This window comes from Erwinia pyri, assembly GCF_030758455.1.
GTDB classification, from domain to species: domain Bacteria; phylum Pseudomonadota; class Gammaproteobacteria; order Enterobacterales; family Enterobacteriaceae; genus Erwinia; species Erwinia pyri.
Genome location: NZ_CP132353.1, coordinates 2313413 through 2327578 on the forward strand (window position 1 = coordinate 2313413; position 14166 = coordinate 2327578).

General features: G+C 56.5%; 12 protein-coding genes. 7 read left to right on the forward strand and 5 right to left on the reverse strand.

All coding sequences use genetic code 11. The features are described 5' to 3' along the window. Positions 1–132 precede the first annotated feature (132 nt). Positions 133–567: a DoxX family protein gene (locus Q3V30_RS10680; protein WP_306205441.1), complete on the forward strand. Its 435-nt coding sequence runs from the start codon at positions 133–135 to the stop codon at positions 565–567. A 31-nt stretch (positions 568–598) separates the two neighbouring features. Here Q3V30_RS10680 and hglS read toward each other — a convergent pair whose 3' ends face one another. Both hglS and Q3V30_RS10690 read right to left on the reverse strand, forming a co-directional pair. Further along, on the reverse strand, positions 599–1945 hold the full coding sequence (gene hglS / locus Q3V30_RS10685; protein ID WP_306205443.1) for a 2-oxoadipate dioxygenase/decarboxylase HglS: 1347 nt from the start codon (positions 1943–1945) through the stop codon (positions 599–601). Positions 1946–2040: 95 nt separating this feature from the next. Continuing rightward, entirely contained in the window at positions 2041–3360 is a 1320-nt protein-coding gene (locus tag Q3V30_RS10690; protein ID WP_306205445.1) for an MFS transporter, read from the reverse strand. Between the two features lie 307 nt (positions 3361–3667). Between Q3V30_RS10690 and Q3V30_RS10695 the strand changes: the two genes are divergently transcribed. Continuing rightward, positions 3668–4591 (forward strand): LysR substrate-binding domain-containing protein, encoded by a 924-nt coding sequence (locus tag Q3V30_RS10695; protein WP_306205447.1) that lies wholly within the window; start codon positions 3668–3670, stop codon positions 4589–4591. Between the two features lie 7 nt (positions 4592–4598). On the opposite strand, the gene smrA is transcribed toward Q3V30_RS10695, so the two are convergent. Next, positions 4599–5165: a DNA endonuclease SmrA gene (gene smrA, locus Q3V30_RS10700; protein WP_306213188.1), complete on the reverse strand. Its 567-nt coding sequence runs from the start codon at positions 5163–5165 to the stop codon at positions 4599–4601. Positions 5166–5249: 84 nt separating this feature from the next. Next, positions 5250–6203, reverse strand: a complete 954-nt coding sequence (locus Q3V30_RS10705) for a sugar-binding transcriptional regulator (RefSeq protein WP_306205449.1) — start codon at positions 6201–6203, stop codon at positions 5250–5252. A gap of 169 nt (positions 6204–6372) precedes the next feature. Here Q3V30_RS10705 and dalD point away from each other — a divergent pair, with 169 nt between their 5' ends. The 5 genes from dalD (at position 6373) to uspE (ending at position 12695) form a co-directional block, all read left to right on the forward strand. Continuing rightward, positions 6373–7767: a D-arabinitol 4-dehydrogenase gene (dalD, locus tag Q3V30_RS10710; RefSeq protein WP_306205451.1), complete on the forward strand. Its 1395-nt coding sequence runs from the start codon at positions 6373–6375 to the stop codon at positions 7765–7767. Positions 7768–7776: 9 nt separating this feature from the next. After that, positions 7777–9246 carry a xylulokinase gene (gene xylB / locus Q3V30_RS10715; RefSeq protein WP_306205453.1) on the forward strand — a complete coding sequence of 490 codons (1470 nt, stop codon included), beginning with the start codon at positions 7777–7779 and terminating at the stop codon, positions 9244–9246. Positions 9247–9292: 46 nt separating this feature from the next. Further along, positions 9293–10585 carry an MFS transporter gene (locus tag Q3V30_RS10720; protein WP_306205455.1) on the forward strand — a complete coding sequence of 431 codons (1293 nt, stop codon included), beginning with the start codon at positions 9293–9295 and terminating at the stop codon, positions 10583–10585. A 149-nt stretch (positions 10586–10734) separates the two neighbouring features. Next, positions 10735–11490 carry a fumarate/nitrate reduction transcriptional regulator Fnr gene (gene fnr, locus Q3V30_RS10725; protein WP_013202029.1) on the forward strand — a complete coding sequence of 252 codons (756 nt, stop codon included), beginning with the start codon at positions 10735–10737 and terminating at the stop codon, positions 11488–11490. Between the two features lie 254 nt (positions 11491–11744). Beyond that, on the forward strand, positions 11745–12695 hold the full coding sequence (uspE, locus tag Q3V30_RS10730; RefSeq protein WP_306205462.1) for a universal stress protein UspE: 951 nt from the start codon (positions 11745–11747) through the stop codon (positions 12693–12695). An 80-nt stretch (positions 12696–12775) separates the two neighbouring features. Here the strand turns inward: uspE and pntB are convergent, their stop codons facing one another. Continuing rightward, on the reverse strand, positions 12776–14164 hold the full coding sequence (gene pntB / locus Q3V30_RS10735; RefSeq protein WP_306205465.1) for a Re/Si-specific NAD(P)(+) transhydrogenase subunit beta: 1389 nt from the start codon (positions 14162–14164) through the stop codon (positions 12776–12778). Positions 14165–14166 lie beyond the last annotated feature (2 nt).

Below are 14166 nucleotides of genomic sequence, written 5' to 3' on the forward strand. Positions count from 1 at the left end.
CTTTCAGGCCATTTGCGGATTATGCTGAACGCCAGCAGAAAGCGGCGCTGACGCGAGAGTTTCTCTTCTCCCTGACGGGCCAGCCATTATTTTCCGCCCCCTTGTTACTTATTTAGTATTAAGGATTTGATCATGTTTGCGGCCCTGAATAATGGGTTTTCACGCCTCACTGACCATCCCGATTTTGCTAAACTGCTGCTGCGGCTGACCGTTGGTATTTTGCTGCTGTTCCACGGTGAGTTTAAAATTATGCATGGCACAGGCTGGATTGAGACATTGCTGAAAGCGCACGGTATAACGGGCTTTGTGGCTTATGGCGCTTATATCGGGGAAGCGATCGCCCCGCTGATGGTGATAATGGGTCTGCTGACCCGCCCCGCTGCATTTGTTATTGCGGTTAACCTGGTGGTAGCGACGCTGCTGGTCAAAACCGGCGCATTTTGGGGCCGCACTAACGTGGGAGCCTGGGCGCTGGAGGGAGAAGCTCTTTATCTGTTTGGCGCACTGGCCATCATGTTTTCAGGAGCGGGGAAATACGTGTTAATCCGCAATCCCCGCCTGCAATAAAAATTAAGGGGCAACTGCTTTGCCCCTTAATTTACTGCGCTGTTACGCCGCATCGGGCCAGGCTTGCAGCCTGCCGCTGCGCATACAAGGCAATTTCATCCTGGATTTTTGCCCCTAATGCCTTTTCAAACTCTGCCTGACTGCTTTGCCCCTGGCTGCGCGGCCTGGCGTCACTGCCAAGATTAGACTGGAAAATGCCTGCGGCGCTGACCGGCAGGAAATCTTCGTAAATCATCGGCGTCGCTTCAATCAACCCTTCGGCAAGCAACGATTCAACCGACTGCTGCTTTAGCCGTTCAGCCTCTGCACGGCCTTTGTCGGTGAGCCGGTAAGTGAACCAGGCCAGCTGCTCTTTGCGTAACAGATTGGCATCGTCCGGGAAATCCTGAAACGTGGCCGTCAGCTGCTGCTGATGCGTAAGATTATCCGCGCCGGTTTCACTCTGTGCCAGCAGCCGATCGTAGAGATCGCGTCCTTTAGCGGTCAGCGCAATCCCACGCTGCTCAATTTCACCGAAGCGGGCCGTGTGCGTGCCGGGACCATCCTGAAACCTGACCGGCTCATCCAGCGCTTTGAAGCTGGTCTGCCTGAGCAGAATAGGCACGCGGAGGCGGGGTGGCCCTTCGATAATCACTTTGGGGACGATCCCCGCTTCAGGCATCAACGCCTGCACCCGATCGATATCCAGCGTGCGCGGCGTCAGGTGGTTGATATGACAGCCAGGGAAGCACACCACGTCCGCTATCAGTCTGTGCTGCGCCAGCAACGCCTGATAGGTTTTGCCATCCACGGTGGTTTGCTGATGCCAGCGGAACGTTTCCAGCGCTTCCCGGATAAAGCTTTCTGCCTGTGCAGCGTCAAGACCGCCCTGCTTTTCACAGAGGCTGACCAGTTCCCGGCAGCGTGGAGTGAAGATATCGCGCGCTGCCAGAATCTCTGCCGCCTGCTGACGCAGCGCCGGATCGTCAATCAGTTCCAGCCGCAACAGCGAGGTAAACAACCGGAAAGGGTTGGCGTTAAGCGCCTCATCATCCAGCGGACGAAATGCCGTTGAGTGCACCGGCACACCAGCCTGAGAGAGATCGTAATAGCCCACCGGATACATGCCCATAACGGCAAACACCCGCCTGAGCATTGCCAGCTCTGCTGCCGTCCCCACGCGGATAGCGCCGTGGCGCTCCACGTCGAGCCGGGCGAGTTCATTGTCACGAGCCAACTGCTGTTTCAGCTGCGGATCCTGCGCCAGTACTTCCTCGTTTACCTGTGCCACCAGCCTCAGCAAGGTTCCATACTGCGGCACTTCCTGCTGATACATCGCCGACATCGCGCTGGCAAAGCTGGCGCGAATAACGTTAGCGGAAACCCATGCACTTTCCATTTCTTGCCTCCTGAAAGCCTGTTGCTGTCAGAGTACTGGAAAGTCACGGCTGCAGAGAAAATTATTGATAAAGTGTGATCGCGACAGATGTCAGGCTAGCGCCGGTAGCCATAACGGTATTTTGCCAGCAGCAGAAGTGAGGTCAGTACGGCGGGGATCGCCAGACTTGAGAAGACATCGGTAATGTCCCAGCCCATTGCCAGCATTTGTGCACCGGCAAATGCGCTGAGGATTGCGCCGATTCGGCCCATGCCATGCATCCAGCTTGAGCCGGTTGCCCGTGCGTGCGTGGGGTAGTAGCTGGCAGAGAGCGCATTCATTCCGGTATTCGCGCCGTTCAGGCAAAATCCGCTGCTGAAGGCCACCAGGCTCAGGATCAGCGTATGCGCAGGCGCAAAACCGATCGCGACGGTGGCAACAGCCCCGATAAAATAGATGGCGGCCAGCGCCAGATTGGCATTGAACCGGTCCATCATCCAGCCGGCAAACAGCGACCCAACCGTACCGCCCGCCTGATACATTGCGGTGACCAGCGCCGCCTGTGTCACCGTCATCCCCATATTTTTGATCAGCGTGGGCAGCCAACTGCCAATCAGATAGACCAGAAACAGCCCCATAAAATAGGCGCCCCATAATAAGGTGCTACCAAACAGATAGGGGCGGCTCAGCACCAGCCTGGCGGAACCCTGGCTTTGCGCCTTCAACGGCATGGCAAATTCGCGTCCGGTGAGGGGATAGTCCGGCGACATTTTAGCGACGATTTTACCTATCTGCTCGGTGGGAGCCTGACGGGAGATCAGGAAGCGAACGGATTCGGGCAGCCCTTTCAGCAACACCGGTACAATCAGCAGCGGCAGCAATCCGCCCATAATCAATATGGAATGCCAGCCAAAGGCGGGAATAAGCCAGGAGGCGGCAAAACCGCCCCCTGCCGCGCCAAAGGTGAAGCCGCAAAAGACCACGGTAATAATAAAAGCGCGTTTACGTTCCGGGGAATACTCGGCAACCAGCGTGCTGACATTCGGCATTGCTGCCCCCAGGCCCAGCCCGGTCAGGAAGCGAAACAGCATCATCTGCTCGCTGTTTTGTGACAGCGCGGTGGCCAGCGTCCAGAGTCCAAAGAAGAATACGCTGCTGATGATCACCACACGGCGGCCAAAACGGTCTGCCAGCGGCCCGGCCACCATCGCGCCGGAGGCAAGGCCAATCAGCGCTGCGCTGATCACTATGCCTAACTGATGGGTGGTGACGCCCCAGTCGCTTTTCAGCGCGGGTGCGATAAAGCCCATCAGAGCGATGTCCATGCCGTCCATGGCCACCACGGCAAAGCACAGGGCAATGATACGTTGCTGGTAACGGCTGATGCTGCCCTGGTTAATCAAGGCACGCACATCAATCGCAGCGGTACTCTCCACGTAAGCGCTCCATAAGCCAGTCTGTCGCGGGGCTGGCCCCGTATTCCTGAAAAAAGTGTGCGATATAATAACGGATTGTCCGTCACTGCACCTGACTAATTCGCGCTGCACGCTTAACAGAGAGCCTGACGGCGGTGGCTCGCAAGGCATTTAGATAATCAGTTGTGATGGTTATCTGTTCAGAGCGGCGTTAAAGGTGATGGAAAACTGTGCAAAAGCGGCAAATGTTAACTAAATTTTGCAATAAGGTTAACAAAACTCTCTTGTGCAGCTTGCCTGTTCAGCGGCCCGCTGCTTACGCTGGGGTATGGATAGAAATTATCAGTTTAATCAGCGCATTCGCCTGCGCCATCTGCACACCTTTGTCGCCGTTGCTCAGCAAGGGACGCTGGGGCGTGCCGCCGAAACGCTCTCCCTCAGCCAGCCAGCCCTGTCGAAAACGCTGAACGAGCTGGAGGAGCTGGCGGGTGCCAGATTATTTGAGCGCGGCCGGCTGGGTGCCCAGTTAACCACCATGGGCGAACAATTCCTGACGCACGCCGTGCGGATCCTGGACGCCCTCAACCATGCCGGGCAATCGTTTAAGCCCTCTGAGCTTGATGAACCTGCCGTGCTGCGCACCGGCGTTCTGACTACCGTGGCGTTGGGAATGCTGCCTTCGATCCTGGACTGCTTTCATCAGTTACAGCCGCAGGCGATTGTTCAGGTAGCGACCCTGCACAACAATGTGCTTCTTGCCGGACTCAGGGCGGGAGAATTTGATGTGGGCATTGGCCGGATGTCCGATCCCGATATGATGGCTGGATTAACCTATGAATTGCTGTTTATGGAGTCGCTGCGGTTAGTGGTCCGCCCCGGTCACCCCCTCTTAAGTGACAACGTCACACTTTCCAAAGCGCTGTCTTGGCCAGTGGTGATCTCTCCCGAAGGCACGGCACCCCGCAGGCTGGCCGATGAGATGATCAAAGAGCACGGCTGTCGGCTCCCCTCCACGCTGGTGGAAACCTCTGCCACCTCACTGGCCCGACAGCTTGCGCTGCGTTACAACTACGTCTGGTTTGTGCCATCAGGGGCGATTAAGGAAGATCTGCTGCATAACTCCCTTGCTGCCCTGCCCATTGCATCACACGGGCCGGGCGAGTCAGTAGGGATCATTACCCGCTCCGGCGCACCATTAAGCCTGAGTGCGGAGGTGTTTATGGCTACCGTGCGCAAATCTCACTCCGGCTAGCTGTGCTTCAGCGGCTGTGCTTGGCATGACGTTCCCTGTTCTCCAGTCGGGCCTGTTCGCTTTTACGCAATCCCACATAGCACGCGCCACTGCCGCCATGATGAGGTTGAGCCGTACAATAGGCCTGCACCTGCTCAAACTGCTGCAGCCAGCGGTCGAGATAGCTGCGTACAATATTCGCATGTGATCCCTCCTCACGGCCTTTGCCGTGTACAATCAGCAGGTTGCGGTAGTTCTCCTGCTCCGCCTGCAGCATAAAGTCAAAGAGCCGCTGCCGACAGGTTTCCACCGGCACCCTGATAAGATTGAGCGTGGCGTGTTGGGTATATTTCCCCATGCGAAGCTTATCCAGCACCCCCTGCTGAATACCTTCCGCTTTGAACTCAAGCGGCGTGGTAAGAGGCACGATAGTGAGATACCCCGTAGTCAGCGGATTATCGAGCTGCAGCTCATGCAGGGTAGCGCGGGTCGGTTTCGTTGCGGGGGATTTCAGCCAGTGAACGTTAGCGCAATCCTTAAGCGGTGTGACGTCTTCCATGGCATCTTTAAACAAATCCCAGTCGTCAAATTCCATCATGCAGGTCCCCCGTTGAGCCGGAAAAAGAGGAAAGCGAGTTACCCGGCAAGTTTAGCAAAACCAGGCCGGGATGCGATCTCCTTATTCATTTTGCCCGAGGGCAAAACGGGCGCTGGCCTCATCGGTCACCAGTCCCGACATCCATCCGCCACGCAGCGCTGCCGCGATCGCCCGATGTTTTTCTGCGCCCCCGGCGAAAGCGATAACGCTGCGTGACGTCTGCGCTGTGAGTTCGACGCTGGTTAACCTCTCATCCAGTTCACTTCGCACGCGCTCGCCATCCTCGCCAATAAAATGGCCCAGCATTTCTGCCACCACATGCTGTTTTACCAACTGACTGACCTGGCTGTCGCTGATGAATCCATCCGCATTAAGCGGACACCCTGCGGCAACCTGACCGATACCGACAAACATCACGTCAGCCTGCGCGGCCTTGTCGGTAACGGTGCGGTAGATACGGTGGTGACACCAGAGCGCACGATCCTCTGCGCTGTCGGCATAAAGCGGTGCAGGCAGAATGAAATAGCGGCCCTGGGTTTTTTCCGCCATCCAGAGCGGCACATCATAACGGGTACAGGAGCCGTCGCTGGCTATGGCACCAATCAGTGAGACACAGCTGTGCTGAGGGCGTTCGAACTCGGGTAGCTCATCAATGGTGGCGCGAAGCGTCCGGCCCGATCCCACCGCGATAATCTGCGGCTGCTCCTGCTTCAGGGTTTGCGCCATTACCTCTGCGCCAGCTACCGCGATCATCTGCTGCAAACCGGCCGACTCAACCCCCGTTGAAGGCACAACCTGGCAGTGTTGCAGCTGGAAACGGGCTTTAAGCTGCTCTGCCAGCGTCATACAGTCAGCCACCGGATGCGTGATATTGACGCTGACCAGCCCCTCCTCCACCGCCAGCGCCACCAGTCGCTGCGCGACCTGGCGCGACACGCCCAGTTTGTCGGCGATATCATGCTGCGTCTCGCCCGCTACGTAATACATCCAGGCGGCACGGGCAGCCTGATCCAGTTTCTTATTATGTTTGCTCATTCTCTTTTCCCCGCGTTTTACTCATCCTGGTCCGAATAATTGCCCGAATGGTGGGCAAAAGCAATTTTTGTGATCTCTCCCGCAGACACTTGCAGCAGAGATCACCAGGCTATAGCCATATCAGGCAAAAGCTCATAACGAGAGCAAAAGCCCAAATCAGGAGATAGTGATGACTTTAACCGCCCCCTCTGTCTGGCTGCACATTGGTGCAGGATCGTTCCACCGCGCCCATCAGGCCTGGTATCTTCACCGTTTGCTGATGGCAGGCGATAACCGCTGGGAAATTGCCTTAAGCAATATTCGCGATGACGCTGTGCCTCTGCTTACCACGCTTGCCGCACAAAACGGCGAATACACGCTGGAGACGGTAACGCCGGAAGGCGAACGGAGCTATGAAAAGATCACCTCCATTAAAAAACTGGTGCCCTGGGATGCTGAACTGCGGGGGCTGATCGATCAGGGCACCGACCCCCGCACTAAAGTGATCGCTTTTACCGTTACCGAGAGCGGTTACTACTTAGACACAGAGCATCAGCTTGATCCTCAGCATCCCGATATTAAAGCGGATATTGCCGGAGAAGCCCGAACTATTTATGGCGCGCTTACCCGTCTGTTACAGGCCCGAATGCAGGCGCATGGCGAACCTGTGACGCTGTTGAGCTGCGATAATTTACGTCACAACGGTGAGCGTTTCCGCCAGGGCTTCCTGACCTTTTTACAGCTGCGCAATGAAGAAGCTCTGCACGCCTGGGTAACCACGCAGACCACCTCCCCTGACACGATGGTTGACCGGATCACGCCACGCCCTACTGCCGATATCGCGCCGCGCGTGCTGGCCGCTACAGGATTTGCCGATAAAGCCCCGGTCATGGCCGAAGCCTTTATTCAGTGGGTAATTGAGGATGATTTTGCCGCAGGACGACCCGCGCTGGAAAACGTAGGCGTGGAGATGGTGGCGTCGGTGCTGCCGTGGGAGGAAGCCAAAATCCGCATACTCAACGCCAGCCACAGCTGCATCGCCTGGGCCGGGACGCTGGTCGGGCAGGAGTATATTCATCAGAGTACCCGGACTCAGGAGATCAGGGAGATGGCCTGGGAGTACGTTACCCGGGACGTTATCCCTTCGCTGATGCCAAGCCCGCTGGATCTGGAAGCCTACCGCGATGTGGTGCTGGCGCGCTTTGCCAACCCCTATATTCAGGATACTAATCAGCGAGTGGCGGCGGACGGACTCTCTAAAATCCCCGGCTTTATTACTCCGACCCTGACTGAAACCTACCAGCGCGGCGAGACGCCAGCCGCCACGGCGCTGCTGCCTGCGCTGTTTTTCCTCTTTCTCCAGCGCTGGCACGAGGGTGACCTTCCTTATGAATATCAGGATGGCGCGCTGGATGCTGAAGCCCTGCACGCCTTGCTAAGCCAGAAAGATGCGCTGGCGCAGTTTGCCGCGAGCAGCGCCCTGTTTGGTTCACTGGCCTCGCGCAGCGATTTTTCCCAGCTGTTGCATAACGCCGTTGCCAGCCTGCAGAGCTGGGCAAAACAGCCTCAGCCCGTCACTGATTAAGGAGTCACTATGTACCTTGGAATTGATGCCGGGACATCGGAAATCAAAACGCTGGTGATTGATGCGCAGGGTGGCATCGTCGCTACGGCAGGGGCAAAACTGACCCTGCAGCGCCCTCATCCGCACTGGAGTGAGCAGGATCCTGCCGAGTGGTGGCAGGCTTTGCAGCAGGCCATGACGGAATTACGGCAGAAGGTGGGCGAACAGTGGGGCGAGATCCGCGCCATTGGCCTCTCGGGACAGATGCACGGCGCCGTCCTGCTTGATAAAGAGAACAGAGTACTGCGCCCCTGCATTTTATGGAATGACACGCGCAGCGCGGCTGAGTGTGATGAACTCACCGCCCTGGCGGCCGATTTGCAGAGCATTACCGGCAATCTGGCGATGCCGGGCTTCACCGCCCCTAAATTGCTCTGGGTGGCTCGTCATGAACCCGCGATTTTCGAACAAACAGCCTGCGTGCTGCTGCCAAAAGATTATCTGCGCTGGAAAATGAGCGGCGAGAAGCTGAGCGATATGTCCGATGCCGCAGGCACACTCTGGCTGGACGTGGCGAAGCGTGACTGGTCTGACACGCTGTTATCCGCCTGCGGCCTGAGCCGAGACCAGATGCCGCGGCTGGTTGAAGGTTCAGAGCCTGCCGGCAAGCTCAGGGCCGAACTGGCCCGCCAGTGGGGACTGAGCGAGGAGGTGATTATTGCCGGTGGCGGCGGTGACAATGCGGCCAGCGCTGTGGGAATTGGCGCAGTGGATCCGGGTGATGCGTTTATCTCTCTGGGAACATCGGGCGTGCTGTTTACCGTGAACGATCGCTTTCGCCCCAATCCGGGATCGGCGGTACACGCTTTCTGCCACGCGTTACCCCACCGCTGGCATCAGATGAGCGTGATGCTGACTGCTGCCAGCGGCCTGCGCTGGCTGTGTGATCTGCTCGGCGCATCGGAAACCACGCTGCTCTCGGAAGTGGCGACGCTAAGTCAGGCTGACTGCAACAGCGCCCCGCTGTTCCTGCCTTATCTGTCGGGGGAAAGGACGCCGCACAACGATCCGCAGGCAACCGGTGCCTTTTATGGATTAACGCACACTACCCAGCGCGCCTCGCTGGCTTATGCCGTTCTGGAGGGAGTGACCTTTGGCATAGCGGACGGACTGAAAGTGCTGCAGGAAACAGGCACCTCACTGGCGAGCTGTTCGCTGATTGGCGGCGGCGCTCGCAGTCCATGGTGGGCGCAGCTGATGGCCGACGTGCTCAATATATCCATCGTTACCCATCAGGGCGGCGAAGCGGGCGGCGCGCTCGGTGCCGCCAGGCTGGGATGGCTGGCTGATGGCGGTGATGAGGCTGAGGTTTGCCAGAAACCGCCGGTGCTCAGGCGCTATCTTCCCGATGCTGGTCGCCATCACTCGCTGCAAAGACGGCTCGCCTGGTTCCGGCTGCTTTACCAACAACAGCGTGAGGCTCGCGCACTCGGCTTTTAATCCCCTCCGGAGACAACTGTCATCCGGCTGCCCTTAAGGAAATAAGATGAAATCAGCAAAAAACTGGTTCGGCCTCCCCATCTCTTTAATCTGGGGTTATATCGCCATCGCCATGTTTATGAGCGGTGATGGGTTTGAAATGGCGTTCCTGTCAAAACACATTACAGATTTAGGGTTTACCCCCGCGCAATCTGCGCTGGTCTTTACGATTTATGGTGCTGCCGCGGCGCTGGCAGCCTGGAGTTCCGGCGTGGTAGCGGAAATTATTACTCCTCAGCGCGCCATGCGGATCGGGTTTATTCTGTGGGTAGTGATGCATATCCTGTTTATGACGCTGGGACTCGGCATGCGTAACTATCCGCTGATGCTGCTGTTCTACGGCATTCGCGGGCTCGCCTATCCGCTCTTTATCTACTCCTTCGTGATGCTGGTGGTACAGAACGTGCCGAAACATCAGCTCTCCTCGGCTATGGGCTGGTTCTGGGCCATGTACTCTGTCGGCATTGGCTGCGTGGGGAGCTATCTGCCCAGTTTTACCATTCCCTGGATTGGCGAAACCGGCACGCTGTGGTTTGCGATTGCGTGGGTGGTGGTGGGAGGCGTGATGGCGATGACGCTGTTGCGTAATGTGGGTGGAGAGAGCGAAAAGGCTAACCTGACGAACCGGGAGAAGTTCACCGAACTCTCCAGAGCGGTCACCATCCTCTTTACTAACCGCAATATCTTCCTCGCCTGTCTGATCAGGATCATTAATACCCTGTCGCTGTTTGGCTTTGCGGTAGTGATGCCGATGCTGTTTGTTGGCCGGCTGGGCTTTACCATGTCGGAATGGCTGCAAATCTGGGCAGTCTTCTTTTTTGTCACCATTTTCACCAATATCATGTGGGGCGTGCTGGGCGAATATATCGGCTGGATCCGCCAGGTGCGCTGGTTTGGCTGCCTGGGCTGCGCCCTCTCCAGCCTGGCATTCTACTATCTGCCGGTGACCTTCGGGCACAACTACTGGGTTGCGATGATACCCGCCGTGATGCTGGGGATCACGGTGGCGGCCTTTGTACCGATGACGGCTGTTTTCCCGGTGCTGGAGCCTGAACACAAAGGCGCGGCTATCTCTATTTATAACCTCTCCGCCGGGTTAAGTAACTTCCTTGCGCCAGCCATCGCCTCAGTCGTTTTGCCGTTCTTTGATATCGTCGGGGTAGTCTGGACCTATACCGGCTTATACCTGGTGGCAGGTATTCTCACGCTGATCATCAAAGTAGAGCAACCTGCCCGTCTTTCAGAAAAAAGTAAAATAAAGCCCTGCTCTGCGGTGATTACTGCGGATAACAAATCATAAAGTTAACTAAAGTCATTATTTTCAACGGGATGCTGGCAGCAGAACAGCATCCCTGCTTTTTATGTGCCTAAAACTGCTCGGATCAGTTCCCTTCGTTAACAAAAAATTGTAAAATTGACCCCAATCAATAATCACTCGAGCGTATCACTATGATCCCGGAAAAGCGTGTTATCAACAGACGTATTCAGTCTGGCGGTTGTGCTATTCACTGTCAGGATTGCAGCATCAGCCAGCTCTGTATTCCCTTCACGCTGAACGAGCATGAGCTTGATCAGCTGGACAATATTATCGAACGCAAAAAGCCGATCCAGAAAGGCCAGACGCTGTTTAAAGCTGGGGATGAACTGAAGTCGCTGTACGCCATCCGCTCCGGGACCATCAAGAGCTACACCATTACCGAGCAGGGTGATGAACAGATTACCGGTTTCCACCTTGCGGGTGACCTGGTAGGGTTTGATGCCATTAATGGCGGTCAGCACCCGAGCTTCTCGCAGGCGCTGGAGACGGCGATGGTTTGCGAAATCCCGTTTGAAACCCTGGACGATCTCTCAGGCAAAATGCCCAGCCTGCGTCAGCAGATGATGCGTTTAATGAGCGGCGAGATTAAGGGCGATCAGGAGATGATCCTGTTACTCTCCAAGAAAAACGCGGAAGAGCGTCTGGCAGCCTTTATTTATGGCCTCTCCCGTCGCTTTGCTGAACGCGGCTTTTCACCGCGTGAGTTCAGGCTGACCATGACCCGCGGGGACATCGGTAACTATCTGGGCTTAACAGTTGAAACCATCAGCCGCCTGCTGGGCCGTTTCCAGAAAAGTGGGATGCTGGCCGTGAAAGGCAAGTACATCACCATTGAAGATCACGATGTGCTGTCGCAGCTGGCTGGCCAGAGCCGCGCCATCGCCTGATCCCTGATAACCGGGTTACGCTGTTAGCCCGGTTTTCTCCCCTTCATGCGCTTTCCGGCAATGTTTTTCTGAAACCTCCATGATAAAGCCTGCCATAAAATCCCGGTTCTCTTTTCCCTTTCCCTGCTGCCACTGAGCCGCCGTAAATAGTCTGCTTATTATTAGTTATAATATTGATCCAGCTATAACTTTTTCCTTCTGCGCGGCCTCTGATTGGGCTATCTTTAAGCTAACCAGCGTATGGAGATCCCGTTATGGCTAAATATCAAAATATTCTCGTGGCTGTCGATCCGCAGCAGGATGACCAGCCAGCGCTCCGCCGTGCTGTCTATCTGAACCAGCGCCTCGGCGGTCGGATCACGGCCTTTCTGCCTATCTATGATTTTTCCTATGAGATGACCACCCTGCTTTCCCCCGCCGAGCGAACCACCATGCGCAAAGGGGTGGTCAGCCAGCGTACCGAGTGGATCCGCGACCAGGCTCAGTCTTACCTGGATGCGGGCGTGGAGATTGATATCAAGGTTATCTGGCATAACCGCCCCTACGAGGCGATTATCCAGGAAGTGCTGAATGGCCGTTATGACCTGGTGCTGAAAATGGCGCACCAGCATGACCGCCTGCAGGCGGTGGTCTTCACCCCAACCGACTGGCACCTGCTGCGCAAATGCCCCTGCCCTGTCTGGATGGTGAAAGACCAACCCTGGCCCGAAGGTGGGCGCGCCGTTGTCGCCGTGAACCTGGCCAGCGAAGAGCCGCATCACGATCCGCTGAACACCAAGCTGGTGAAAGAGACGCTGGAGCTGGCTGATATGGTTAATCATACGGAGGTGCATCTGGTCGGCGCTTACCCGATTACGCCAATCAATATCGCCATTGAACTGCCCGACTTTGATCCCAGCGTCTATAACGATGCCATCCGCGGTCAGCATCTGCTGGCGATGAAAGCGTTACGGCAGAAATTCAGCATTGATGAGAAATTTACCCATGTGGACAAAGGGTTGCCGGAAGAGGTGATCCCGAACCTGGCGGAGCATCTTGATGCGGGCGTGGTGGTATTAGGGACTATAGGACGAACTGGTCTCTCGGCAGCTTTCCTCGGCAATACCGCAGAACAGGTTATCGACCATCTGCGCTGCGATCTGCTGGCGATCAAACCAGACGGATTTACCTCTCCGGTCGAACTGGATGATGACGAAGACGACTGAGCCAGCCGGCAGAAAATAAAAAGGCCGGCTTAGCCGACCCCGTTCATGCATAAACCCCACCGTATCGGTGGGGTTTATTTTTATAACGCCTTCAGAATGGCGTCGACGGTTGCTTTTGCATCGCCGAACAGCATCTGCGTGTTCTCTTTAAAGAACAGCGGATTTTGCACACCGGCATAGCCGGTATTCATAGAGCGTTTAAACACCACCACGTTCTGCGCCTTCCACACTTCCAGCACTGGCATTCCAGCGATTGGACTGCGCGGATCTTCCTGCGCGGCCGGGTTAACCGTGTCATTCGCGCCGATCACCAGAACCGTATCCGTTTCGCTGAAGTCTTCGTTGATTTCATCCATTTCCAGCACGATATCGTAAGGAACACGCGCCTCAGCCAGCAGGACGTTCATGTGACCCGGCAGACGACCGGCAACGGGATGGATGCCAAAGCGAACCTTGATGCCACGTGCACGCAGCTTCTCGGTAATTTCGGCTACCGGATACTGAGCCTGCGCTACCGCCATACCGTAGCCCGGCGTGATGATCACCGTGCTGGAGTTTTTCAGCAGCTCTGCCGTGCCCTGCGCATCAATCTCGCGGTGCTCGCCCACTTCATCGGTTTCACCGGTTGAACTGCTGTCGGTGCCAAAGCCACCGGCGATCACGCTGATAAACGAGCGGTTCATCGCCTTACACATAATGTAGGAGAGAATTGCCCCGCTTGACCCCACCAGCGCGCCGGTGACAATCAGCAGATCGTTGCTGAGCATAAAGCCTGCCGCCGCCGCCGCCCAACCTGAATAGGAGTTCAGCATAGAGACCACTACCGGCATATCTGCGCCGCCAATGGAGGCGACCAGATGCCAGCCGAAGGCCAGCGCAATCAGCGTCATAATCAGCAGAGCAAAGACCTGTACGCCAACGCTCTCCGTACGCACAAAGGCGATCAGCAGGCACAGTGAGACAACCAGCGCGAGCAGATTCAGCTTATGACGATGCGGCAGCATCAGCGGACGGGAGGAGATCTTCCCGCGCAGCTTACCAAACGCCACCAGCGATCCGGTGAAGGTCACCGCGCCAATAAAGATCCCGACAAACACTTCGGTAAGGTGGATATTTTCCAGCACGCTCTCCATGCCAGGGGCGTGATCGAGATAGCTGTTAAAGCCCACCAGCACCGCGGCCAGACCAACAAAGCTGTGCAGCACCGCAACCAGCTCAGGCATTTCGGTCATTTCGACCTTTTTCGCCAGCCGGGTGCCGATGGCGCCGCCAATAACCATCGCCGCCAGTACCCAGCCAACGTTGCCGCTGTCGGGACCCAGCAGGGTAGCCAGCAGCGCGATAGCCATCCCGCTCATGCCAAACAGGTTGCCCTGTTTAGAAGTTTCATGTTTTGACAACCCAGCCAGGCTGCATATAAAAAGAATTGCGGCAACAATGTATGCTGCAGTCACTAATCCGCCAGACATTG